Below are 24,961 nucleotides of genomic sequence, written 5' to 3' on the forward strand. Positions count from 1 at the left end.
AAGGTCAAAAAAAGATGATTAGACAAAGAACATTAAAACAAAGTATAAAAGTGACAGGTGTGGGACTACATAGTGGGAATAAAGTGACATTGACTTTACGCCCAGCTATGCCAAATACTGGTGTGATATATTGCCGAACAGATGTTAATCCTCCAGTCACTTTTCCAGCAAATGCCAATGCTGTACGTGATACTATGCTTTGCACGTGCTTAATTAATGAGGAAGGTGTTCGTATCTCTACTGTTGAGCATTTAAACGCAGCTTTAGCTGGATTAGGTATTGATAATATTATTATTGAAGTAGATGCGCCAGAAATTCCAATTATGGATGGAAGTGCGAGTCCATTTATTTATTTGTTATTAGATGCTGGTATTGAAGAACAAAATGCAGCGAAGAAATTTATTCGTGTTAAAAAAACAATTCGTGTAGAAGATGGTGATAAATGGGCTGAATTTAAACCTTATGATGGTTTCCGTTTAAATTTCACAATTGATTTTGAACATCCAGCGATCAGCAAAGATGTGCGTAATTACGTGATGGATTTTTCAGCTCAAGCTTTTGTGCAGCAAATTAGCCGAGCAAGAACTTTTGGTTTCATGAAAGACATTGAATATTTACAATCTCAAGGTCTTGCCCTTGGCGGAAGTTTAGATAACGCTATCGTTTTAGATGATTACCGCATCTTAAATGAAGACGGTTTGCGCTTTAAAGATGAGCTAGTTCGTCATAAAATGCTTGATGCCATTGGTGATCTTTATATGTGCGGTTATAACATCATCGGGGATTTCAAAGCTTATAAGTCAGGACATGGTTTAAATAATAAACTGTTAAGAGCCTTACTTGAACACCAAGACGCATGGGAATTCGTTAGCTTTGAAGATAAAGAAGAGATCCCACAAGGCTACGTTTCTCCAGCACAAGTTTTTATCTAAATTAAAATATAAAATAAAAAGCTATATTTCTAGTGAAGTATAGCTTTTTTTATAGCTATAATTTTCTACTTGTGCCATATTGCTTACCTACTTAGAAAAATATTTAAGTCATTATAGGAACTTCATATGTCGTTAGATTTAACTGAAATTCGCCAACAAATTACTCAAATTGACCGCAGTTTATTAAAGCTACTGTCAGAGCGCCATCGCTTAGCATTTGATGTGGTGCGTAGTAAAGAAATTACGCAAAAAGCTTTGCGTGATGTGGAACGTGAACAGCAATTATTGAAAGAGTTAGTGCAATTTGCGGAAAATGAAAATTATCAGTTAGAGCCACAATATATTACCCAGATTTTCCAAAAAATAATCGAGGATTCCGTACTCACACAACAAGTATATTTGCAGAAAAAATTAAATGAGCAAAGAGAACAAAATATCCATATTGCTTTTTTAGGGAAAAGAGGTTCGTACTCTCATTTAGCAGCAAGAAATTACGCAACTCGTTATCAAGAGCAATTGATTGAGTTAAGTTGTGACTCATTTGAGGATGTATTTACCAAAGTACAGAATGGCGAAGCGAATTATGGAGTTTTACCCTTAGAAAATACAACTTCTGGGGCGATAAATGAAGTGTATGATTTATTGCAACATACGGATCTTTCTCTAGTAGGTGAGTTGGCATATCCGATTAAACACTGTGTTCTAGTAAATGCTCAAGATGATTTAGATAAGATTGATACTTTATATAGCCATCCGCAAGTTATTCAGCAGTGCAGCCAGTTTATTCGTACATTAGAGAGAGTTCATATTGAATATTGTGAAAGTAGTTCACACGCAATGCAGATTGTCGCCAGCTTAAATAAACCAAATATTGCTGCTTTAGGTAATGAAGATGGTGGTAATTTGTATGGCTTAAGAGTATTAAAGTCTGATATAGCCAATCAAGAAAATAACATCACGAGATTTATTGTGATTGCAAAAAATCCGATTGCAGTATCACCACAAATTCATACGAAAACATTGCTATTAATGAGCACAGAACAAAAGGCTGGGGCGTTGGTTGATGCCTTATTAGTCTTTAAAAAATATAATATCAACATGACAAAGTTAGAGTCTCGCCCAATTTATGGTAAACCATGGGAAGAAATGTTCTATTTGGAAATTGAGGCTAATATAAACAATCCTATCACTCAGCAAGCTTTTGTAGAACTACAAGAGTTTAGTAATTACTTAAAAATTCTAGGTTGTTATCCTAGTGAAATTATAAAGCCTGTAGAGGTGTGACAGTGATGTAATGGACAAAAATCCTATATTTTGTCCATTACACTTATTATTCAAGTTTAGCAAAGACTATGCATCAGAATTCATCATTTCCTTAAAATGCAATCGACATACTGATAGATAACTATCATTTCCACCTATTTGAATTTGTTCGCCATCTTTCACAACTTTACCTTGTTCATTTAAACGTAAAACAAAATTAGCTTTTCGTCCACAATGGCAAATGGTTTTCAGCTCTTCCAATTGATCTGCCCAAGCTAGCAGATATTTACTGCCTTCAAATAATTCAGCTTGAAAGTCTGTACGAAGTCCATAGCATAATACGGGGATATTAAGTTCATCTACAACATTACTCAGCTGATAAACTTGTGCTTTGGTAAGAAATTGCGCTTCATCAACTAAAATACAATGTAATTTTTGTTGTTCAGTATGCTGTGCTATTTCAGCAAAAAGATCTGTATCTTTGTGAAATAAATTGGCTTCCTTATGAATACCAATGCGTGAGCTCACTTTACCAGCACCAAAACGGTCATCAATAGCAGCGGTATAAATCAGCGTATTCATATCACGCTCACGGTAGTTATAATCCGATTGTAATAACGTAGTAGATTTACCTGCATTCATAGTGGAATAATAAAAATAAAGTTTAGCCATTATTTTAATACCCAGCGCCAGAAATAATACATCATTGCTCCACTTAAAGGTGGTAGTGCGGCAACAATAAATACACCAACAGTTGTTCCTTGCCCTACTAATTCACCGATAAAAGTAAGATAATCAATTAGTGTTTGGCTAGGCAAAACAAATGCCATAATGCCAATTAATGCTAATACTATAAAACAAGTTATTCCTGCTGCTCTCATAGCTTGAAGTCTGATTTTCTCCATTTTGTTATCCTAAATTGCATTAAGTTCAGTCATCGCCCAACGAGGCTTAACCTCAATTTCTAAAGGGGAATGTTCGCCTTGTTTTAGACGTAAAAATCCGGTGTACGCAATCATTGCGCCGTTATCTGTACAAAATTGAGGTTGTGGATAAAAAACCTCTCCTTTTAATTGTTGCATCATTCCCGCTAAAGATTGGCGTAATTGTTTATTGGCACTCACACCACCAGCAATGACTAAACGTTTAAAGCCTGTTTCCTTTAGAGCTCTGCGACATTTAATAGCTAAAGTATCAACTACAGCTTGTTGGAAAGCATAGGCGATGTCTGCTTTGGTTTGCTCGGTCAGCTCGCCTTCTTGCTTAATTGCTTGGTTAATAGTGTTAGCGGCAAAGGTTTTTAGTCCTGAAAAACTGAAATCTAACCCAGGACGATCAGTCATTGGACGAGGGAAAACAAAGCGTTCCAGATTGCCTTGTTCTGCTAAACGAGAAAGTGCTGCGCCACCGGGATAATCTAAGCCTAATAATTTGGCTGTTTTATCAAATGCTTCCCCAGCAGCATCATCAATACTTTCACCCAATAATTCATATTGTCCCACGCCATCTACTCGCACCAGCTGAGTATGCCCACCAGATACTAATAGCGCAACAAAAGGAAATTGTGGAGGATTGTCTTCTAACATAGGCGCAAGTAAATGCCCTTCCATGTGGTGTACGCCAATTGCTGGAATATTCCAAGCATAAGCAAGGGAGCGCGCAATAGTTGAGCCGACTAAAAGGGCGCCAACTAAGCCCGGTCCACAAGTGTAAGCAATACCATCAATATCTTCTGCTTGTAAGCCTGCTTGTTGTAAAGCGGCTTGGATTAATGGCGTCGTTTTGCGAATATGATCACGAGATGCTAATTCAGGCACAACGCCACCGTAATCAGCATGTAAGGCAATTTGTGTATAAAGCTGATTGGCAATCAGCCCTTTTTCTTCATCGTAAATGGCAACTCCTGTTTCATCACAAGATGTTTCTATGCCTAGAATACGCATGTTATTTCTCTTCTTGATTAGATTTTTAGTGGCGTAGATTTTACCTTTTTTACTGAGATTAAACTAGGGCATTGATTTGTTATAAGAAAAAGTGCGGTATTTTTTTAGAATTTTTTTATTTTCTCGACTGAGTTCACAAAATGCGTTTCCTTGTCCTCTAAATTGCTGTCCGGCGTATTAAGCTTTATCTATTTAATCAGCGGACAACAGGAAATATATGAATAATCAGAATGAATTGTTATTACGCCTGTTACAAGTGCCCAAATTGGGAGCTTCAGGCATTACTCAGCTTTTATCGCAAATCGACTTACAAATATTAGAAGATTATGATGATGCCGAGTTTCATTATTTGGGCTGGAAACCAGAGCAGATAAATAAATGGTTTCACCCAGATCCTAGATATATTGAGCCTGCATTATTTTGGGCAAGTAAAAAAGGTCATCATCTGCTTAATTTCTATCAAGATAATTATCCTTATTTATTAAAGCAAACCATAGGTGCACCGCCTCTGTTATTTATCAAGGGAAATCCTGACATACTGGCGCAACAACAAGTGGCGATTGTTGGTAGCCGACAATGTTCCCATTACGGTGAGTATTGGGCGAAATATTTCGCAACAGAACTATCACTTGCAGGCTTTGTGGTAACGAGTGGATTAGCTTTAGGTATTGATGGTTTTTGTCATCAAGCGGTTGTCGATATTCAGGGAAAAACTATTGGCGTATTAGGTGGTGGCTTGGAAGAATTATATCCAAAACAACACAAAAAATTAGCACAACAAATGATTGATTGTGGTGGCGCATTAGTTTCAGAATTTTTACCACATCAGCCGCCAAAACCTCAGCATTTTCCGCAACGTAATCGTATTATTAGCGGTTTGTCGAAAGGTGTTTTAGTTATCGAAGCAACAGAAAAGAGCGGTTCACTTATTACGGCACGTTGTGCGTTAGAACAAAACCGAGAGGTTTTTGCCCTACCGGGACAAATTCAAAATGAGTATAGCCAAGGTTGTCATAAGTTAATAAAAGATGGCGCTTGGCTAGTAGAGAATGTGGCAGATATTGTGGAAAATTTGTCGCCTTTTACTCATTACGAACGTCAACTGACATTAAAACAAATTGAAAGCCAATTTCCGCCAGCTTATAAGATACCCGCTACGCCAACTTACCCCGAACTTTATGCACATATCGGTTATACACCTGTAGGACTTGATGAATTGTCGGAAAAAAGCGGGTTAAGTGTAGATACCTTGTTAATACAGCTGTTAGAACTTGAACTACAAGATTTAGTGATTGCCGATCAAGGATTATATCGACGAACCTAAATTTTGATATAAACGATAGCTTACTTGCCCAGTGGTTTTTTCTTTTAATAATTGCCAATTATTAGGCACTGTTAGCAACTTTTCTCGCTCTGTTTCCACATAAATAAGTGCGTCATTATGGAGCCAATTATGTTGTGCTAACAAATGAATTGTCTGTTCAGCAAGATTAAAATGAAAAGGGGGATCAATAAATACCACATCAAAGTGCGGTGTGTTTTGCGCTTGATTTAGATAAGTCAACGTATTTTGGTTAATAACCTGTGCATTTGTGCATTTTAATGTCGTTAAATTTTTATTGAGCTGGCTAGCAATAGTTTTATCTAATTCAAGAAATGTCACAGCTTTAGCTTGGCGTGAAAGCGCCTCAAAACCAAGAGAACCACTGCCCGCAAAACAGTCTAAACAACGAGCGTCAACAATATAAGGCATCAGCCAATTAAATAAGGTTTCTTTTACACGATCACCTGTTGGTCGTAAGCCTTCAGAATTTAACACAGGTAATTTTCTGCCACGCCAAAGCCCTGCAATAATTCTAACTTCGCCTTTGTTTTTCTCTTGTGCACTATGTCTTTGATTTTTTTTCATTAAAAATTAATTATGATAAACTAAACGCCGTTTTGCGATTTTAACAGAAAAATGAGTCATTTATGTCAGAAGAAAAGAAAAAAGGTGGATTTTGGTCTTGGTTAGGATTAGGAAAGAAAAAAGAAGAAACACAAATTAATTCCCTGCCAGAACCACAAGAGCAAGTTATTGCTGAACAAGCGTTTTTAGATGTTGAGCCAGAGATAGAAAGTCCAGAACCACATATTGAAGAAACGCTATCAAGTTCAGTTGAGACTGTTTCAAATGAGGAAGTGATAGAAGAGCTTGCTCATGAACTAGAGCATACAGAAGATACAACGCAAGAAACAGAAAGTGCGGTTGAAATCTCAGAGGTTTCTGAAGAAGAAACAATAGAAATTTCTGTGGAAGAAGCCAATGAACAGTCTCTTGAAAATGAAATTTCTGCCGAACAACAAGAAGATGCAGAGATTAATGAAATTCCAAAAACTGTCGTTCAAGAACAAGAAAAACCAAGCGAAGGTGGTTTTTTTAGCCGTTTAGTGAAAGGGCTATTAAAAACAAAACAAAATATTGGTACGGGGTTTCGTAGTCTATTTTTAGGTAAGAAAATTGATGATGAGTTATTTGAAGAATTAGAAGAACAATTGCTGATTGCAGATATTGGCGTATCTACAACCACAAAAATCATCAATAACTTAACTCAGCACGCAAGCCGCAAGCAATTGCAAGATGCGGACTTACTTTACCAACAACTAAAAGTAGAATTGGCGGATATTCTTAAACCTGTAGAACAACCTTTACAGCTGGATAGCAGTAAAAAACCTTATGTGATTTTAATGGTAGGCGTAAACGGGGTTGGAAAAACCACAACCATTGGTAAATTAGCACATCAATTCCAAGCACAAGGTAAATCGGTGATGTTGGCGGCTGGAGATACATTCCGTGCGGCTGCGGTTGAGCAACTGCAAGTTTGGGGTGAGCGCAATAATATTCCTGTGATTGCACAAAGCACAGGTTCAGATTCGGCGTCTGTTATTTTTGATGCAATGCAATCCGCTGCTGCTCGTAATATTGATGTACTTATTGCTGATACAGCTGGACGCTTGCAAAATAAAAATAACCTTATGGACGAGTTGAAAAAAATTGTGCGAGTGATGAAGAAATATGATGAAACGGCACCTCATGAAATTATGCTCACACTTGATGCTGGAACAGGGCAAAATGCTATTAGCCAAGCAAAATTATTCAATGAGGCTGTGGGATTGACAGGTATTAGCTTAACCAAGTTAGATGGAACTGCAAAGGGCGGTGTTATTTTTGCCATTGCTGATCAATTTAATCTACCAATTCGCTATATTGGTGTTGGTGAGAAAATTGATGATTTACGCCCATTCCAAGCGGATGAATTCATTGATGCGCTTTTTGTGCAAGAGGAAAAATAGACTTGCGCAAGTAATTAGGATTTAATCATAAGTCTAAAAGCTATGTTTGATATTGTATTGAACATAGCTTTTTCTTTTTGTCTTATTCTTGTTAGAAAGATAGATGCTGGAAATAAAAAAGCTGTGCCTTAATAACTTAGAGAGCACAGCTTTAGCCTGTTTAGAAAAATGTAATTTATTCGTTAGTATCAAAATCTTCTAAATCTAAAGGTTCTTGAGAAAGGATAATACCTGTTAGATCAGCATAAACATAATCTTCTGGGAAGAAGGTTACACCGCCAAAATTAACAGGAACATCAGTTTCGCCAATAGTTTGTTCGTCGGCACCAACAGGGATTGGTGCAAGAGCTTGAATACCAATATCTATATTTTCTAATTGTTGTAATTGACGAACAGCACCATATACAATAATGCCTTCCCAGCCGTTATCAGCAGCTAATTGTGCTAAATCTGCATCAATTAATGCGCGGCGAACTGCACCACCACCGTCAATTAATAGTACTCGACCTTCTCCATTTTCTTCTAGTGTTTCACTGATTAATCCATTGTTTTCAAAGCATTTGATCGTGGTAATTTTTCCAAAGAAGGCGCTTTTGCCGCCAAAGCTAGAAAAAATAGGCTCAACAACATCAATTTGATCAAGATAAATATCGCAAAGTTCAGAAGTATCAATATACATAGGATTTCCCTTCTATATTTTAGACATTAGTGGCTAAGTATAACCAATCTTAGTTTACAAGCAAGCCCAAACTAAATAATAGATTAGTGAGCAAAGCAAGTAAGGACATTTGTGCAAGCATTGGACGTAAATTTAGCGGATCTTTATTTTGATAAACAAAATATGCATGTTTAATCAGCAATGGAAAAGCAAGGATAAAGAGGAAATTGGACCAATGAGTAAATGTGTAAAAAGTAAAAATAATGTAGCTTAGTGCACTAGTCGCTAAGAGAATACAATGATAAATACGCGCATTTTCAGCGCCTAAACGTACTACAAGGGTATTTTTCCCAGCTTTTCGATCTTGCTCAATATCCCGCAAATTATTGATATTTAATACCGCAGTTGCCAATAATCCCGTTGCAATAGCTGGTAGAAAAATAAGCCAATTCAGTTGATGAGTTTGTAAATAGTAAGTACCGCCTACACCTAACAAGCCAAAGAAAATAAGCACAGATATATCGCCTAAACCCAAGTAGCCATAGGGTTTTGTGCCAACGGTATAAGTAATAGCAGCAAGAATAGCGAGTAGTCCTAAAAGAGCAAACGCAATTACATCGCTGATAGTTTGGTAAGCGCTGATGATGAGTAATCCGCCAGAAATTAAGCTCAAAAATACAACAAGAATAAGTCCTTGTTTTAATTGTTTGACATTGATTGCACCTTGTTGAATAGCACGCAAAGGACCAATTCGCTCTTGTGTGTCCGAGCCTTTTTGGTGATCACCATAATCATTGGCAAAATTGGATAAGATTTGTAATAGCAAAGTAGTTAATAAACAAAGTAAAGTTGTTGTCCAACTAAATTGTTGCGACCAATAAGCTAATGCTGAGCCTGTAATAATTGAGGCTGCCGCCAAAGGTAAAGTTTTGGGTCTAGCTGTTTCAAACCACATTTTAACGCTATTATTTGTCATAATATCCACATTATAATTGATACAGAAAATACAATTTATGCCCTGCTTGAGCCTAAATTTGCGTTATTCTACTGTTTTATTTATGAGTTTTTAACTGTTTTAAGGAAAATATGTCTGATTTTTCACTTCATCTTACGCCAGTCGCCATTATTCATACGCCGTACAAAGAAAAATTCTCTGTTCCCCGTCAAGCCAATTTAGTGCAAGACGGTACTGGTATTGTTGAGCTTCTTGCGCCATTTAATAGCCCAGAAGCTGTGCGAGGGCTAGAGCAGTTTTCTCATTTATGGCTGATTTTCCAATTTGACAAAGTGCCAACAGGGAAATGGCAGCCCATGGTTCGCCCTCCTCGTTTGGGTGGCAATGAGCGTATCGGTGTGTTCGCCTCTCGAGCAACTCATCGCCCTAATCCTTTAGGTTTATCCAAAGTGGAATTACGCCAAGTCGAATGTAAAAATGGTAAGGTCTTATTGCATCTTGGGGCAGTAGATTTAGTTGATGGCACGCCAATTTTTGATATTAAGCCTTATATTGCTTATGCTGATAATGAACCTAATGCAAGATCAGGCTTTGCTCAAGAAAAGCCTGAGCCAGAGTTACAAGTGGAGTTTAGCTCTGAGGTTCAAATAACTTTAGCAAAACTTGAGAAAAACCGACCGCACTTGAGCCGTTTTATTCGAGAGGTTATTCAACAAGATCCTCGCCCAGCTTATCAGAAAGGCAAGTATATAGATAAAGTTTATGGTATTAGCTTATATGAATTTAATATTTGTTGGAGGATTAAATCTGATGATTTTACAGTGGCTGAGGTCGTGGAAATCCAGTTAATATGATCTTCAATTGAAATAAATTTTTTGATCCACTTCACACTTTTACAGTTTTCTTTTTTCTTTTATGTATTTTTTCCATTAAACTTTTCGCAAATTTCATCGAAACGTTTCGATGAGTAAAAATAAAGATTTACTCTGAATTATTTCAGATAAATATGGAGAAAATTAATATGAAAAAAACAAGATTGTTAAATGCGTCTTTATCCCATCATATTGCAACTTTAGGTCATACAGATAGCTTAACGATTTGTGATGCTGGCTTGCCTATTCCGAATTTTGTTGAGCGTATTGATTTAGCCTTAGAAGCTGGCGTACCGAGTTTTTTACAAACTTTTGATGTTGTGACCGATGAAATGTTTGTTGAACGTGCAGTTTTAGCGGAAGAAATTAAAGAAAAAAATCCACAAATTCATACCGCACTTTTAGCTGCATTAGCAAAATTGTCAGAACAACAAGGTAACAATATTGCTATTGAATATATTACCCATGAAGAATTTAAAGTATTAAGTTTTGACAGCAAAGCTATTGTGCGTACTGGCGAATTTTCTCCGTATGCCAATATTATTTTATATTCTGGTGTGCCGTTTTAATCGAAAGAGAGGTATTTATGCAAGCGGAAACCTTGCTCAAAATTACTGGCGTAGATAAATCTTTCCCAGGCGTGAAAGCACTGAATAATGCTTGTTTATCTGTTTATGCAGGACGAGCAATGGCGCTGATGGGAGAAAATGGCGCCGGTAAATCAACCTTGATGAAAGTGTTAACTGGGATTTATAGCAAAGACAGTGGTTCCATTGAATATTTAGGTAAAGTTGTTAACTTCAAAGGCCCTAAGGATTCTGAAACTGCAGGAATTAGTATTATTCATCAAGAGCTCAATTTAGTCGCTAATTTAACGATTGCCGAAAATATTTTTTTAGGGCGTGAATTTACTACGCCTTGGGGTGCAATTGATTGGAAAAAAATGCACCAAGAAGCAGATAAATTATTGAAGCACTTAGGTGTACCTTTCCGTAGTAATCAACTTTGTTCTGAGTTATCTATTGGCGAGCAACAAATGGTTGAGATTGCCAAAGCACTTAGCTTTAAGTCAAAAGTAATCATCATGGATGAGCCAACAGATGCTTTAACTGATACGGAAACTGAAACCTTATTTAAAGTTATCCGTGAGTTAAAAGAGCAAAATTGTGGCATTGTCTATATTTCACATCGTATCAAAGAGATTTTTGAAATTTGCGATGATGTTACCGTCTTGCGTGATGGGCAATTTATTGGCGAAAGTGCGGTAAAAGATCTGACAGAAGATCGTTTGATTGAAATGATGGTTGGACGTCGTTTAGAAGAACAATATCCACATATTGAACAAGAGCAAGGCTCTATTCGCTTAGAAGTAAATCAGCTCTCAGGTAGTGGCGTGTATGATGTGAGTTTCAAACTATATAGCGGTGAGATTTTAGGTGTGTCAGGGCTAATGGGCGCTGGCAGAACGGAATTAATGAAAGTGCTATATGGTGCATTGCCAAAAGAAAGTGGAGATGTGCGGTTAAATAATCAAGTGATTTCTAACAATTCTGCTCAAGATGGTTTAAGAAATGGCATTGTGTATATTTCCGAAGATCGCAAGGGGGACGGCTTAATTTTAGGCATGTCAGTAAAAGAAAATATGTCTTTGACTGCGTTAGATCATTTATCTAAAGCTGGACGAATTAATCATCAAGCGGAAAAAATGGTGGTAGATGATTTTATTGAGTTATTCAATATCAAAACCCCAAGTCGTGAACAACAAATAGGTTTACTTTCTGGCGGTAACCAACAAAAAGTCGCCATTGCTAAAGGGCTGATGACGCACCCTGATGTGCTTATTTTAGATGAGCCAACTAGAGGTGTTGATGTTGGTGCGAAAAAAGAAATCTATCAGTTGATTAATAAATTTAAGCAAGAAGGCTTAAGTATTATTTTAGTTTCATCTGAAATGCCAGAAGTGCTAGGTATGAGTGATCGTATTTTAGTTATGCATGAAGGTCGAATTAGCGCTGAATTTAGTCGTGAAGAAGCAACACAAGAAAAATTACTTGCTGCGGCTATCGGGAAACATAATTAAGGGGATTATATGAATTCATCATCATTTAAATTAGGTAAATTTTTATTAGAACAACGTTCTATTATTGCGTTGTTGGTACTCATTGCGATTGTGTCAATGATTAACCCTGACTTTTTTAGTATTGATAATATTCTTAATATTTTACGTCAAACATCCGTAAATGCGATTATCGCAGTGGGAATGACCTTTGTAATTTTAATCGCAGGGATCGATTTGTCCGTTGGTTCTATTCTTGCCTTGACTGGTGCTGTAGCAGCATCATTAGTGGGTATGGAATTATCAGTGTTTGTCGTTATTCCGCTAACCTTATTATTTGGTACGTTATTAGGTAGTGTCAGTGGTTTTATTGTGGCGAAAGGTAAAGTTCAAGCCTTTATTGCTACCTTAGTTACCATGACTTTATTGCGTGGTGTCACCATGGTTTATACTGACGGTCGTCCGATTAGTACAGGCTTTTCCGATGCAGCAGATAGTTTTGCTTATTTAGGTACTGGTTATTTATTCGGTATTCCTTTACCTATTTGGTTAATGGCAATGGTGTTTGCTGTAGCTTGGTATGTGTTAAAACATTGCAAAATTGGTCGTTATATTTATGCCTTAGGCGGCAATGAAAATGCTACTCAGCTATCAGGCATCAATGTAACTAAAATCAAAATCTTTGTGTTCGCTGTTAGTGGTTTCTTATCTGCATTAGCTGGTTTGATTGTCACTGCTCGTTTATCTTCAGCACAACCAACTGCGGGGGTATCTTATGAATTAGATGCTATCGCTGCGGTAGTTGTGGGCGGAACCAGCTTAATGGGCGGTAAAGGTCGTGTAATGGGCACATTAATTGGGGCATTAATTATTGGTTTCTTAAATAATGCACTGAATTTATTAGATATTTCATCTTACTATCAAATGATAGCAAAAGCGTTGGTTATCTTAGTTGCTGTTCTTGCGGATAACTATTTAGGCAGTAAAAAAGCATAAACTTACACTTACATCTTTAAGGAGATTAAAAATGAAAAAATTCACAACAATTGCATCAGCAGTAATGTTAAGTCTTGCGTTCAGTGGCGCAGCAATGGCAAAAGATACTATCGCATTAGCAGTATCCACTTTAGATAACCCATTCTTTGTTGCATTGAAAGATGGTGCACAGAAAAAAGCTGATGAATTAGGTTACAAATTAGTTGTTTTAGATTCGCAAAATGACCCTGCAAAAGAACTTGCGAATGTTGAAGATTTAATGGTTCGTGGTGCAAAAGTATTATTAATTAACCCAACTGATAGCGAAGCTGTTGCAAATGCGGTTGCTATTGCTAATCGTAGCAATATTCCTGTTATCACATTAGACCGTGGTGCTGCAAAAGGTAAAGTAGTGAGCCATATTGCATCAGATAACGTTGCTGGTGGTAAAATGGCAGGGGATTTTATTGCGCAAAAATTAGGTGCAAATGCAAAAGTTATTCAACTTGAAGGTATTGCCGGTACATCAGCAGCTCGTGAGCGTGGCGATGGCTTCAAACAAGCGATTGCCGAACATAAATTTGATGTATTAGCAAGCCAACCAGCTGATTTCGACCGCACTAAAGGCTTAAACGTAATGGAAAACTTATTGGCAAGTAAAGCGGCAGTTCAAGCTGTATTCGCGCAAAACGATGAAATGGCATTAGGTGCATTACGTGCAATCAGTGCGGCGAATAAAAAAGTATTAGTAGTTGGTTTCGATGGTACTGATGATGGTGTTAAAGCGGTTAAAAGCGGTAAATTAGGTGCAACTATCGCACAACAACCAGAACTTATCGGTAGCTTAGGTGTTGCTACCGCGGATAAAGTACTTAAAGGCGAAACTGTTGCAGAAAAAATTCCTGTTGACTTAAAAGTTATCGCTGAATAATGAGATTGGGGCACGATGTTGCCCCAATTTCTCTTAATCTATAGATAAATGCAAAGCAAAAAATTATTCTTTTCTAAGTATCCTTTAACTCTTTTTGTTTTTCTGACAAGGATAAATTATGAGTAAAATTCTTACTGTTCTCGGTAGCATTAATGCAGATCATGTGATTTCGGTACCGCACTTTGCTAAACCGGGCGAAACCTTAAGTGGTAAACAATATCACATTGCCTATGGCGGAAAAGGGGCAAATCAAGCTGTAGCTGCCGCTCGTTTAACTGATTTTAGCCAAGACGCAAAAGTAAACTTCATTGGTTGTATTGGCGATGACGATATTGGGCAAGCGATGAAAAAAGCCTTTGCTCAAGACGGTATTAATGTGGCAACAATTACTGAAATCCCAAATGAAATGAGTGGGACTGCAATGATCCAAGTGGCAGATAGTGGCGAAAATAGTATTGTGATTTCTGCTGGGGCAAATGCACATTTAAGCACAGATGTGGTAGAAAAGTTTGCCACTGAAATTGAGCAAGCGGATTATTTGCTGATGCAATTAGAAACGCCACTTGAGGCTATTTTAGCTGCGGCTAAATTAGCAAAACAACAAGGGGTAAAAGTGGTATTAAACCCTGCACCAGCTCGTCAATTACCTGACGAATTGTTAAGTTTATTAGATATGATTACGCCGAATGAAACAGAAACAGAAATTCTCACTGGCGTAAAAGTTATTGATGAACAAAGTGCGGTGCAAGCGGCGAATGTTTTTCATCAAAAAGGCATTGAAACTGTGTTGATCACCTTAGGATCAAAAGGGGTTTATGTAAGCCAAAAATCATCAATGCAAGAACAAGCTACAGGCGAAGTCGTTGCTGGATTTAGAGTAAATGCTGTCGATACAACTGCCGCAGGCGATACTTTTAATGGCGCATTTTTGACCGCACTTTTAGAAGATAAACCACTTGCTGAAGCTATTCGTTTTGCTCATGCGGCTGCGGCGATTAGTGTGACACGCAAAGGTGCTCAACCCTCTATTCCAACTCGTCAAGAAACATTAGACTTTTTGGCTCAACATTAATTGAAACAAGGACGTTAGATATGGCTACAATGAAAGATATTGCTCGAATTGCACAGGTATCAACGTCCACAGTTTCTCATGTGATCAATAACTCACGTTTTGTGAGTGAAGAAATTAGACAAAAAGTGATGGCGGTAGTGGAGCAGCTTAACTATACGCCCTCAGCTCTCGCACGTAGTCTGAAAGTCAAAGAAACCAAAACGATAGGTATGCTGGTTACTACCAGCGATAACCCTTTTTTCGCTGAGGTTGTGGCGAGTGTGGAGCGTTATTGTAGCCAGCATCACTATAATTTAATTTTATGTAATACCAATGATGACAGCGTTTGTTTGCAAGAAAATTTACAAAATTTAATTCGTAAACAAGTTGATGGGCTGTTATTAATGTGTACAGATAGCACTTTCCAAGCAAATCCGCTCAATTTAACTATCCCTACGGTGATCATGGACTGGTGGCCAACAGAGCTAAGTGCGGATAAAATTTTTGAAGATTCTGAGTTAGGTGGATATTTAGCAACAAAAGCCCTTATTGAACATCAGCATCAAGATATTGCGATTATTACGGGGAATTTGAAAAAGCTCCTAGCTCGCAATCGTTTGAAAGGCTATAAGAAAGCCTTGCAAGAATATGGCATGCCGATTAGAGAAGAATGGATTATAGAAAGCCATTTTAATTTTGACGGTGGAATTAAGGGAATGGAGCAATTGTTAGGCTTAAAGAAACGACCAAGTGCGGTGTTTGCTTGCAGTGATACTATTGCGGTTGGCGCCTATCAAGCAGCTTGGCGACAAGGTTTATCTATTCCTGAGGATATTTCGATTATTGGCTATGATAATATTCATTTAGCTCAATATCTTTCGCCGCCACTGAGTACTATTCATCAGCCCAAAGAGGAATTTGCACAGCTGGCAGTGAATACGTTATTACAGCGGATCAAAAATCCCGCTGAAAGTTACCGCACTTTGACGCTAAAACCTGAATTAATATTACGTCAATCTATTCTTACTAAATAACCGTATTACTTGTTCATCCAAAGTGGCAGTTTTATTGTAACTTTTAATCCACCTAAATAGCTTTTACTTGCCCATACAGCACCTTGATGTTCATGTACAACATTATGTACTATGGCTAATCCTAGCCCCGTGCCTCCAGTTTCTCTTGTTCTTGCCTCATCAACACGATAAAAAGGCTGAAAGATTTTTTCATATTCAGTTTCAGGTAAGCCTTCTCCATCATCATCTAAAGCAATAAATAGAAAGTTATCTTTAATATTGATGGTAACTTCAATACTGGATTTAGTGTATTTTAGAGCATTGCGCACAATATTCTCTATCGCACTGGTTAATAAGCTTTTATTTCCATTGATGTATAACTGTTCAAGTTTATTTTGTATATTAATGGATAGATTAAGATTTTTTTGTTCTGCTTCAAATTTCGCATCTTCTAATATATCTTTCCACAGAAATTTTATGGGAAATATATCTCTTTCTCGGTGACTATTTAATTGATGTCGAGCAAGAAGAAGTAAGTCGTTGATCATTTTTTCTAATAAAAGTGTTTCTTTCTGGATTCGGTTTATTTCACTTGTTTCGCCAAATTTGCGGCGTAATAGTGCAAGTGAGAGTTGTAGGCGGGTTAAAGGCGTTCGTAATTCATGTGAAATTGAGGATAATAGTTTCTGTTGATGAGTAAGTAGTTCATTTAATGCTAATGTCATCCGATTAAAGCTTTGCCCAACCTGTCTTAGTTCAATCGTACTTTCTTTTTCTAAATCAGCATTAACTTGAAAATTACCTAGCGCAACAGCATTTGCTGATTTTTGCAGGTTTTTCAGTGGCTTACCTATACTTTGAGCTAACCACCAAAGCAATGGCGTAGAAATTAACATAATCATTGAAATTAACATCCAAGGATTGTTAAAAATTTTCGTCACGATTTCTAATTGTGGGTTTACCTTGCTTATAAAAAATAATTCGTAAGGATCTTTTTCAGAGTCAATAAACGGTGAAAGGGCCTGCAATTTTTGTGTCATAAAAGGTTTTTTTTCTTGGGGCTGAAACATCATGAGATTGTTCACTGAACTTTTGGATATAGTTTTTTTCTTCTTCATGAGCGCCTAAAATGATGCCATTCTTATCGATTAGAACTGGTCGGACACTATCAAACTTATCAAATGTAGTCACTATATTGTTATTGATAATATGAGTAAGTCTATTATGGTGTACCGCATTAGCGATTTCGCCATGATAGGTATTTAATTCGCTTTGTACTAATTCGGAATAAAGTCGAGCGTCTAAAAATGGTAATGAAAGGCTAATCGCTAATAACGAGCTAAAAGATAACCAGAAAAGCGCAAATATGCGGAATGATAGGGTATTAAGGGCAATAGATTTTTTTAGTCGTATCATTAGAGTTTTGTGTCTACATAAGAAAGGGACCTCAGTCCCTCTTGATTGTTTAGTTAATCATTAGCAATAAATAAGTAGCCTTTGCCACGTAATGTTTTGAACCAACTATGTTCATCATCAATAATAGGAAGTTTTTTACGCAAATTTGACATGTGCATATCAATTGCACGATCAAAAGGCGTCATATTTTTGCCTAATACGGTTGTTAAATATTCTCTAGACAAAATCGTTCCTGGATTTTGCATCAATATTTGTAATAAAGAAAACTCGGTTCCAGTTAAGTTGAGATTTTCTCCATTAAAATACGCCTCCATTTTTTCAAGATCTAAAGTCAAACCATAGGCTTCATAGTATGAGGTTTCTTTATCCTGTTTTGTTCTACGCAAAATAGCTCTAATGCGTGCAAGCAATTCTCTGTCGTTAAAAGGCTTTGGCAAATAATCATCCGCCCCTAACTCCAAACCGACCACTCGATCGATATCCTCTCCACGAGCGGTAAGCATAATGACAGGTGTATTGGACTGCTGTCTAATTTTTTTCAAGGTTTCAAAACCATTTAATTTTGGCATCATGACATCAAGTAAGACTAAATCATGAGATTGATCTAGCTTTTCTAGTGCTTCTAGCCCATTCATTGCGGTATCAATATCAAAACCTTCATAAGCGAGTAATTCAGATAATAGATCAACTAACTCTTTATCATCATCAACAATTAGAAGTTTAGTCATCAATACTCCTTAGTTAAAAAAGATTTAGAAAAAGACCGCAAGTGCGGTCTATTATTCATTTATTTATTCCCAAAACTTCCACCAACTTGCTCTTTTGGCTTCAGGGCCTTGGATAATTGCGTTATTAATATATTCTTTTTGTACATCTGGTAACGGTTTATCCAAATTGACGTCTGTTACAATGCCTCGTTGATCGAAGTTAACGACGAATGTATGTTGTTCAGGAGCATTGTAAGCTTTTTGTTGTAAAAAGACGTAATACCAAGTCTGATTATTAAATGGATCTATAAGCATTGGTGTTCCAAGTAAATATTGTACTTGCTGTGCATGCATACCAGCTTTTACTTGTTCTACGGTAGCGGACTCTAAGTAATTTCCTTGTGGAACATCGATACGATAAACGACTTTTTGAACGCTAGAACAAGCTGTAACACTTAATCCTAAAATGATGGCAGGAATAATAGATTTTAGTTGCATATATTGTTTACCTTGAATTGTGCAAATAATGTTAAAGATGATACCTAAAGTTAGTAAAATTGCCAAATTATTCTTTTGTTTGGCGTTGTAGTTGATCTCGTAAATTTGGTGGTAAACCTTTAATAGTTAGACTATCTGTAGCTTCATCCCAAAATATACGGTTATTTAACAGCTCAGCGTCAAAGCTTAAAGTAACTCCTTTTCCTGAACCAGAAAATTTTGTCAGGCCTTTTAGTACTTTACTAACTGGTGGAATATTTTCCTCTAAACCATAATTTTGACTGACCGTAAAATCAGCAAAAGGCTGTTCGTTTAGAGTTGGTATATTTGCAGAAAGTTCCGTGATGGCAATTTCTTCGCCAGCATTTATTTGTCCTTTGCAATAATTAAAAACTTGCTTTTTAACAGATTGCGTTTGCTCTTTACTTAATTCTGCTTGTTGACAATAGTCGCTCACTGCTTGTAATAAACATTGATTTTGTACTTGAGGATTTAAACCTTCCTCTGCGCCTAAAAAATCCATAAAAAAGTCAGCAATTTTGCGCCCAACTCTGCCTTTTATAAAGGTTAAATAACGATTTGATTTAGCATCTAAATGTAACTCAGTTAAATTAATACGGCAGGCGATATCAAATTGGGTAATGTCTAAATAATGTGTTTGTTTTATTTCTAGATTTTCATCTACTAGCATACTATGACGGCTGTCTAATAAGGCAATGAACAAATAATCTGTGGCGAGAAAATTGTATTGACACAAAATCAATGTGCCGTTATTCGCAAAACTGTATTTGCCTAATTCTTGGCATAATAATTCTGTTGATTGATGGCTAAATGCCAAAAAATCAATGTCATTTTCCAACACTCGATTAAGTATTTGGGCAAAATTTGAGGTTTCTTGAAATATACCGTAAGCTTTTGCTTTATTTTGGTAGCCTTGATGTAGTTGTAACATCATTTGCTCTGTTTCAGTAGTAATCGGCAATAACTCATTACGTAAGTGAGTCTTCAGCTGCACTGTATTTTCGTCTTGTGATGTTTTAACCAGTTGATGTAAAACGATTTGACTGACCGTAATACTCATATTGTTTTAATCCTATTTGCGCTAAAAAATTCTCAATATTATAACCGCACTTTTGGGAAAATATGCTAGTATGTGCGCAATTATTCATTCTGTTCATTGTATAAAAATAAAATGGCAACAAATTCAAAATTTCAAGATAAACAAGTTGATGCAATATTAAATGATATGATTTCTGTGCTAGAAAAACATCAGGCACCAGTAGATCTTTCTTTAGTGGTATTAGGTAATATGGTTACTAATTTGCTAAATAGCAGTGTTGGCTTACAACAGCGTATTGCTTTAGCAGAAGCATTTTCCAAGGCTTTAATTAATTCGGTACAAAATAGTAAATAATATGTTTAGCATTAAAACAAGCAAACAATATCGTGACGAATTATCCCGTAAGATTACTTGGGGTCATTGGTTTGCTTTTTTTAATATTCTGTGGGCAATTTTGATTGGTAGTCGTTATGCCTTTATTATTGATTGGCCACATACTTTATTCGGTAAAGTCTATTTCTTTATTAGTTTATTTGGACATTTTAGTTTCATCGTTTTTGCCCTTTATCTATTAATTCTCTTCCCTTTCAGTTTTATCATAAAAAATGAGCGCACTTTTCGTGGTGTTAGCGTTATTTTAACTACTATCGGTGCGACACTATTGCTTGTTGATACGGAGGTTTTTTCTCGTTTCAATTTGCATCTTTCCACGCTAGTTTGGAATTTATTGGTTAATCCAGATAATGGTGAACTCTCTCGTAATTGGCAAATCTTTTTTGCGCCAATGCCTTTTATCCTGTTGGTGCAAATGCTTTTTTCTCGTTGGGCTTGGTATAAATTACGTAGCTTGGAACGGCAAAAATGGATTAAAGGTGTGGCAATATTTTTTGTTTGTACTTTTATCTCTACTCATATTATTTATGCATGGGCGGATGCTTATATCTATCGTCCTATTACCATGCAAAAATCGAATTTCCCACTTTCTTATCCAATGACAGCTCGTTCATTTCTCGAAAAACATGGTTTCTTAGATAAAGCGGAACATGAACAAATGTTGAATGAGCAAGGTCGTCTTGATGCATTAAAAGTAAATTATCCAAAGCAGCAACTGAGTTTTGCGGATGAATTACCAAATACGAATATTGTGTTTATAACAATTAGCGGATTGCGTCATGATGCGATTCAACAAAACACGATGCCAAATTTATTTACATTTGCCGAAAACTCAACAGAATTTACACATCATTACAGTTCTGGAAATGCCCTTAATCAAGGACTAACAGGGTTGTTTTATGGGCTAAATGCGAATTACGCAGATAGCTTACTCAATAATAAAACAGCACCAGTTTTACTTGAGCAACTAAAACAAGGAAAAGTGCGGTATGAATTGGGCGTGTTTAGTCAGAATTTATCTCAGAATGCTTTACTGAAGAAAAGTATTTTTGCTAATGAAAAAATCAAGAATTATGGTAAAACATCTACTCAACATTTTGTGGAGTTTGTGAATAAACAACGCCAACAGCAAAAATTATTTTTTGCTTATTTGAATTATTCCCTAGACCATAATTTAACTATTGAGCAATATTATAAAAAGTTAGCTGAAATTGATGCCGAGATTGGTATTGCGCTTAGTTCAATAGATTTGAGCAATACGCTGGTGATGGTTACTTCTGAATATGGCTATAGTTTTGAAGTTCCTGATGAAAAATCGCAAAAAAATTATTTTGCTAGAGAGTTAATTCAAGTCCCAATGATTATACATTGGAAGGGATTGCCTGTAGGAAAAGTGGATAAATTAACTGGCCATACAGATTTAATACCAGCGCTGATGAAGCATATTTTCAAAGTAAAAAATCCTGTGAGTGATTTTGCTCAAGGTCAAGATTTATTTAATTTAAAAGAAAATCGTAGTTGGGTATTGGCTGGAAATTATCCATGGAATGTGATTATTACCCCTGATGATTCACAGTATCACATTGATCGTCGAGGACATTATCAAAAATATGGTCAAAATTACCAAAAAGTTTCATCAACACAACCTCCATTAGGATTGTTTTTAGACGTGTTCTCACAAGATGCGGCTTTTCTTGAAAAATAAATTTATTTTTTGTTATTAACCTCTTATACTAAGACCTTGCTAGATAAGGACTAGATATAATGTTATTAATTAAAAATCTGAGAATTTTTCATAACATTTTAACTTTCTCAATCAATGTTGTTTCATTGAATATTTTGGCTTTTCTATTAATAACTAAATCCCTTAATTGGGATTTTTTTATATCTATTTTTCCTATCAACTTTTTAGTTTTTAACATATTTAAGCGGAGCCACTATGAGAAATCATGTTCGTAGTTTTAAAACCTATATTCGAGATGAAATTATTAAAAAAGGAGGGTGGGTTAATGCTCACGCCCACGCAGACCGAGCTTTTACAATGACCCCAGAGAAAATAGGAATTTATCATACAAGTAATTTGCAGCAAAAATGGGATTTGGTTGATGAAGTAAAGCGTAACTCGACAATTGAAGATTATTATGCTCGTTTTTGTCAAGCAATTGAATTAATGATCTCTCAAGGTGTAACCGCTTTCGGTACTTTTGTCGATATTGATCCGATTTGTGAAGATCGTGCAATTATTGCCGCACATAAAGCAAGAGAAATGTATAAACATGATATTACGCTTAAATTTGCCAATCAAACTTTAAAAGGAGTTATAGAGCCGACCGCTAAGAAATGGTTTGATATAGGTTCTGAAATGGTCGATATGATAGGGGGATTACCTTATCGAGATGAGCGTGACTACGGAAAAGGAGCTGAGGCAATGGATATTTTGCTCGATAAAGCAAAATCTCTTGGCGTTATGTGTCATGTGCATGTAGATCAATTTAATAGCCCAACGGAAAAGGAAACGGAACAACTTTGTGATAAAACGATTGAGCATGGAATGGAAGGGAGAGTCGTTGCTATTCATGGAATTTCTATTGGGGCACATTCTAAAAAGTATCGTTACAAGCTATATGAAAAAATGCGCCATGCTCAAATGATGATGATTGCTTGTCCTATGGCATGGATTGATAGTAATCGAAAAGAGGATTTAATGCCTTTTCACAATGCTTTAACCCCTGTTGATGAAATGATTCCAGAAGGAATTACAGTAGCGATTGGAACCGACAATATTTGCGATTATATGGTGCCTTTATGTGAAGGAGATATGTGGCAAGAATTGAGCTTATTGGCTGCTGGCTGTCGTTTCCCTGATTTAGATGCGATGGTAAATATCGCTAGTATTAATGGTCGTAAAGTTCTCGGATTAGATTAAGAATATAACTATGCAATTTGGGGAATAATGGCGAGAGCTTTCTCATCATTTTTATCCAATTTAATTCATATAAAAATGTAGCATAACACCAATAAAATACCACGAAATAGGTATAATCTGTAATATTAACAATTATTCTTAATTTTTAGTTAACTTATTGAAATAACATTAATTAGAATACCTCAAAAGAGGTATTAATTGTATATTGAGATGTTATTTATTTGTCCATAAAAGAAAAACATTGATCAAACTCAATAAAGTATAAAATACCCCTGAAAATTACTGGGGTATTTGCTATTTTACTCGCCCGAGTAACTCTCTTTTCATTTATTATCGTATTGTTTTTAATGATAAAAATTCTCATTAAGTCTTATGATGATATTCTCAAGTTTATTTATTTTGTACGTACAAACTATTAGTCTTTTAGTGGAGTAATTATCGTGAACATAGTAAGAAAAACTCTCTTATCTCTAGTTGTTGCAGGATTTGGGCTCTCTGTTGTTCAAACTGCGGTTGCAATTGATAACAGTGTCGCAGAAAAACGTGCGCCAACCAAAGAAGAATTAGCTAAACCAACTAACGTTGTTATTGAAGCAAATAATAGCTTATTTGCAGACAAATACCCTAAGCAATATGAAAGTTGGGCAAGTACAGCTAAATCCACAGAAATTGTTCCTGCAATTGAAGTAGATCCTAGATTGATCGTAATGTGGGGCGGATATGCTTTCTCGAAAGAATACAATAAGCCTCGTGGTCATTTTTATACAGTAACTGATGTGCGCAATATTTTGCGTACGGGCGGTCCTTTAGATGCAAATAGTGGTCCACAGCCAATGGCTTGTTGGACATGTAAAGGTCCAGATGTTCCTCGTTTAATTAATGAGTGGGGTGAAGAAGCTTACTTTACGGGTAAATGGGCAAAAGGCGGGGCTGAAATTGTTAACTCAATTGGCTGTGCAGACTGTCATGACACAACATCAAAAGATTTTGCCGAAGGCAAGCCAGCATTACGTATTGCTCGCCCACATGTTTTACGTGCTTTAGCAAATATTAATAAAGAATTCGCTGGTTTAGATAAAACCGATCAGCGTGCAGCAGTGTGTGCAAATTGCCATGTGGAATATTATTTTGATAAGAAAAATGTAAACAATGTTGTATTCCCTTGGATGAAAGGTGTAGATGTAGATAGTATTGAAAAATATTATGATGAAACTGAATTCTACGATTGGATCCATTCTATTTCTAAAGCTCCAATGCTAAAAGCACAACACCCTGACTATGAAACTTGGTTACAAGGTACTCATGGTAAAAATGGTGTGACCTGTGTGGATTGTCATATGCCGAAAGTACAAGGCGCTGATGGCAAAGTATATACTGATCACAAAATCGGTAACCCATTTGATGCCTTTGAACATACTTGTGCAAATTGTCATGATCAAAGTAAAGAAACTTTACAAAAAGTAGTAGAAGGTCATAAAAAAGACATCAAACAAGTTATGTTAAAACTTGAAGATCAAATTGTGAAAGCACACTTTGAAGCAAAAGCTGCTTGGGATGCAGGTGCAACAGAAAGTGAAATGAAAGAAGCGTTAAAAGCTATTCGTCATGCGCAATGGCGTTGGGATTACTCCGCTGCAGGACATGGCGGTCATATGCACTCACCTGACATTATCTTAAAAGTAATTGCAACTGGTTTAGATCGTATTGCTGATGCTCGTACACAACTGGCAATTATTTTAACTAAACATGGTGTACAACAACCGATTAAATACCCTGATGTTTCAACTGCTGAGAAAGCATGGAAAGTAATGGGCATTGATATTGAAAAAGAACGTGCAGATAAAGAAAAATTCCTCAAAGAAATTATTCCTCAATGGAATAAAGAGGCGATAGAGAAAGGGTTAATTCCAGAAGCTCCGCCAGCAAAATAAAGTGAAAAGTAACCGCACTTTTTGACCAAGCAGATATTAATTTAACCA

At 36.4% G+C, this 24,961-nt stretch carries 24 protein-coding genes and 1 pseudogene; 15 read left to right on the forward strand and 10 right to left on the reverse strand.

Annotation, left to right across the window (positions count from 1 at the left end):
• Positions 1 to 14: 14 nt before the first annotated feature.
• Positions 15 to 932: a UDP-3-O-acyl-N-acetylglucosamine deacetylase gene (gene lpxC / locus B0186_RS03460; RefSeq protein WP_078218003.1), complete on the forward strand. Its 918-nt coding sequence runs from the start codon at positions 15 to 17 to the stop codon at positions 930 to 932.
• 126 nt (positions 933 to 1,058) lie between these two features.
• Positions 1,059 to 2,216 carry a prephenate dehydratase gene (gene pheA / locus B0186_RS03465; RefSeq protein WP_078218004.1) on the forward strand — a complete coding sequence of 386 codons (1,158 nt, stop codon included), beginning with the start codon at positions 1,059 to 1,061 and terminating at the stop codon, positions 2,214 to 2,216.
• Between the two features lie 66 nt (positions 2,217 to 2,282).
• Here the strand turns inward: pheA and B0186_RS03470 are convergent, their stop codons facing one another.
• The 3 genes from B0186_RS03470 to tsaD are packed head-to-tail and all read right to left on the reverse strand — an operon-like array spanning position 2,283 to position 4,138.
• On the reverse strand, positions 2,283 to 2,867 hold the full coding sequence (locus tag B0186_RS03470) for a thymidine kinase (protein WP_078218005.1): 585 nt from the start codon (positions 2,865 to 2,867) through the stop codon (positions 2,283 to 2,285).
• Positions 2,867 to 3,100, reverse strand: a complete 234-nt coding sequence (locus tag B0186_RS03475; protein WP_078218006.1) for a hypothetical protein — start codon at positions 3,098 to 3,100, stop codon at positions 2,867 to 2,869. The genes B0186_RS03470 and B0186_RS03475 overlap by 1 nt, the downstream gene beginning before the upstream one ends.
• A gap of 9 nt (positions 3,101 to 3,109) precedes the next feature.
• Complete coding sequence (gene tsaD / locus B0186_RS03480) at positions 3,110 to 4,138, reverse strand: tRNA (adenosine(37)-N6)-threonylcarbamoyltransferase complex transferase subunit TsaD (RefSeq protein ID WP_078218007.1); 1,029 nt, start codon at positions 4,136 to 4,138, stop codon at positions 3,110 to 3,112.
• Positions 4,139 to 4,355: 217 nt separating this feature from the next.
• Between tsaD and dprA the strand changes: the two genes are divergently transcribed.
• Positions 4,356 to 5,462, forward strand: coding sequence for a DNA-processing protein DprA (gene dprA, locus B0186_RS03485; RefSeq protein ID WP_078218008.1), 1,107 nt, complete (start codon positions 4,356 to 4,358; stop codon positions 5,460 to 5,462).
• On the opposite strand, the gene rsmD is transcribed toward dprA, so the two are convergent.
• Positions 5,445 to 6,047, reverse strand: a complete 603-nt coding sequence (rsmD, locus tag B0186_RS03490) for a 16S rRNA (guanine(966)-N(2))-methyltransferase RsmD (protein ID WP_078218009.1) — start codon at positions 6,045 to 6,047, stop codon at positions 5,445 to 5,447. The genes dprA and rsmD overlap by 18 nt on opposite strands.
• 62 nt (positions 6,048 to 6,109) lie before the next feature.
• Here rsmD and ftsY point away from each other — a divergent pair, with 62 nt between their 5' ends.
• On the forward strand, positions 6,110 to 7,471 hold the full coding sequence (ftsY, locus tag B0186_RS03495; RefSeq protein WP_078218010.1) for a signal recognition particle-docking protein FtsY: 1,362 nt from the start codon (positions 6,110 to 6,112) through the stop codon (positions 7,469 to 7,471).
• A 175-nt stretch (positions 7,472 to 7,646) separates the two neighbouring features.
• On the opposite strand, the gene rraA is transcribed toward ftsY, so the two are convergent.
• Together rraA and B0186_RS03505 are read right to left on the reverse strand one after the other, a co-directional pair.
• Complete coding sequence (rraA, locus tag B0186_RS03500; protein ID WP_078218011.1) at positions 7,647 to 8,150, reverse strand: ribonuclease E activity regulator RraA; 504 nt, start codon at positions 8,148 to 8,150, stop codon at positions 7,647 to 7,649.
• Positions 8,151 to 8,199: 49 nt separating this feature from the next.
• Complete coding sequence (locus tag B0186_RS03505; RefSeq protein ID WP_078218012.1) at positions 8,200 to 9,105, reverse strand: 1,4-dihydroxy-2-naphthoate polyprenyltransferase; 906 nt, start codon at positions 9,103 to 9,105, stop codon at positions 8,200 to 8,202.
• 110 nt (positions 9,106 to 9,215) lie between these two features.
• Here B0186_RS03505 and tsaA point away from each other — a divergent pair, with 110 nt between their 5' ends.
• The 7 genes from tsaA to B0186_RS03540 all read left to right on the forward strand — a co-directional run bounded on the left by tsaA (position 9,216) and on the right by B0186_RS03540 (position 16,003).
• Positions 9,216 to 9,938 (forward strand): tRNA (N6-threonylcarbamoyladenosine(37)-N6)-methyltransferase TrmO, encoded by a 723-nt coding sequence (gene tsaA / locus B0186_RS03510; RefSeq protein WP_078218013.1) that lies wholly within the window; start codon positions 9,216 to 9,218, stop codon positions 9,936 to 9,938.
• A gap of 167 nt (positions 9,939 to 10,105) precedes the next feature.
• Positions 10,106 to 10,525, forward strand: a complete 420-nt coding sequence (gene rbsD / locus B0186_RS03515) for a D-ribose pyranase (protein ID WP_078218014.1) — start codon at positions 10,106 to 10,108, stop codon at positions 10,523 to 10,525.
• 17 nt (positions 10,526 to 10,542) lie between these two features.
• Positions 10,543 to 12,036 (forward strand): ribose ABC transporter ATP-binding protein RbsA, encoded by a 1,494-nt coding sequence (gene rbsA, locus B0186_RS03520; RefSeq protein WP_078218015.1) that lies wholly within the window; start codon positions 10,543 to 10,545, stop codon positions 12,034 to 12,036.
• Between the two features lie 9 nt (positions 12,037 to 12,045).
• A complete protein-coding gene (gene rbsC, locus B0186_RS03525) occupies positions 12,046 to 13,008 on the forward strand; it encodes a ribose ABC transporter permease (protein ID WP_078218016.1) in 963 nt (320 codons plus the stop codon).
• A gap of 31 nt (positions 13,009 to 13,039) precedes the next feature.
• Positions 13,040 to 13,918: a ribose ABC transporter substrate-binding protein RbsB gene (gene rbsB / locus B0186_RS03530; RefSeq protein WP_078218017.1), complete on the forward strand. Its 879-nt coding sequence runs from the start codon at positions 13,040 to 13,042 to the stop codon at positions 13,916 to 13,918.
• A 118-nt stretch (positions 13,919 to 14,036) separates the two neighbouring features.
• On the forward strand, positions 14,037 to 14,990 hold the full coding sequence (gene rbsK, locus B0186_RS03535; RefSeq protein ID WP_078218018.1) for a ribokinase: 954 nt from the start codon (positions 14,037 to 14,039) through the stop codon (positions 14,988 to 14,990).
• Between the two features lie 20 nt (positions 14,991 to 15,010).
• Positions 15,011 to 16,003 (forward strand): substrate-binding domain-containing protein, encoded by a 993-nt coding sequence (locus B0186_RS03540; protein ID WP_078218019.1) that lies wholly within the window; start codon positions 15,011 to 15,013, stop codon positions 16,001 to 16,003.
• Between the two features lie 5 nt (positions 16,004 to 16,008).
• Here B0186_RS03540 and cpxA read toward each other — a convergent pair.
• The 4 genes and pseudogenes from cpxA to yejK form a co-directional block, all read right to left on the reverse strand.
• A pseudogene (gene cpxA / locus B0186_RS03545) lies at positions 16,009 to 17,395 on the reverse strand (envelope stress sensor histidine kinase CpxA).
• Positions 17,396 to 17,451: 56 nt separating this feature from the next.
• Positions 17,452 to 18,126 (reverse strand): response regulator, encoded by a 675-nt coding sequence (locus B0186_RS03550; RefSeq protein WP_078218020.1) that lies wholly within the window; start codon positions 18,124 to 18,126, stop codon positions 17,452 to 17,454.
• A gap of 63 nt (positions 18,127 to 18,189) precedes the next feature.
• Complete coding sequence (gene bamE, locus B0186_RS03555) at positions 18,190 to 18,603, reverse strand: outer membrane protein assembly factor BamE (protein WP_078218088.1); 414 nt, start codon at positions 18,601 to 18,603, stop codon at positions 18,190 to 18,192.
• 67 nt (positions 18,604 to 18,670) lie between these two features.
• Positions 18,671 to 19,684, reverse strand: coding sequence for a nucleoid-associated protein YejK (gene yejK / locus B0186_RS03560; RefSeq protein ID WP_078218021.1), 1,014 nt, complete (start codon positions 19,682 to 19,684; stop codon positions 18,671 to 18,673).
• A 111-nt stretch (positions 19,685 to 19,795) separates the two neighbouring features.
• Between yejK and B0186_RS03565 the strand changes: the two genes are divergently transcribed.
• From B0186_RS03565 to nrfA, 4 genes are all read left to right on the forward strand, one after another.
• Entirely contained in the window at positions 19,796 to 20,017 is a 222-nt protein-coding gene (locus B0186_RS03565; RefSeq protein WP_078218022.1) for a YejL family protein, read from the forward strand.
• Position 20,018: 1 nt separating this feature from the next.
• On the forward strand, positions 20,019 to 21,761 hold the full coding sequence (locus tag B0186_RS03570) for a DUF3413 domain-containing protein (protein ID WP_078218023.1): 1,743 nt from the start codon (positions 20,019 to 20,021) through the stop codon (positions 21,759 to 21,761).
• A gap of 234 nt (positions 21,762 to 21,995) precedes the next feature.
• Positions 21,996 to 22,982 (forward strand): amidohydrolase family protein, encoded by a 987-nt coding sequence (locus B0186_RS03575; RefSeq protein WP_078218024.1) that lies wholly within the window; start codon positions 21,996 to 21,998, stop codon positions 22,980 to 22,982.
• A gap of 434 nt (positions 22,983 to 23,416) precedes the next feature.
• Positions 23,417 to 24,913 carry an ammonia-forming nitrite reductase cytochrome c552 subunit gene (gene nrfA, locus B0186_RS03580; RefSeq protein ID WP_407919731.1) on the forward strand — a complete coding sequence of 499 codons (1,497 nt, stop codon included), beginning with the start codon at positions 23,417 to 23,419 and terminating at the stop codon, positions 24,911 to 24,913.
• The last annotated feature ends 48 nt before the right edge of the window (positions 24,914 to 24,961 follow it).

The sequence above is a fragment of the Canicola haemoglobinophilus genome, assembly GCF_002015075.1.
Classification (GTDB): domain Bacteria; phylum Pseudomonadota; class Gammaproteobacteria; order Enterobacterales; family Pasteurellaceae; genus Canicola; species Canicola haemoglobinophilus.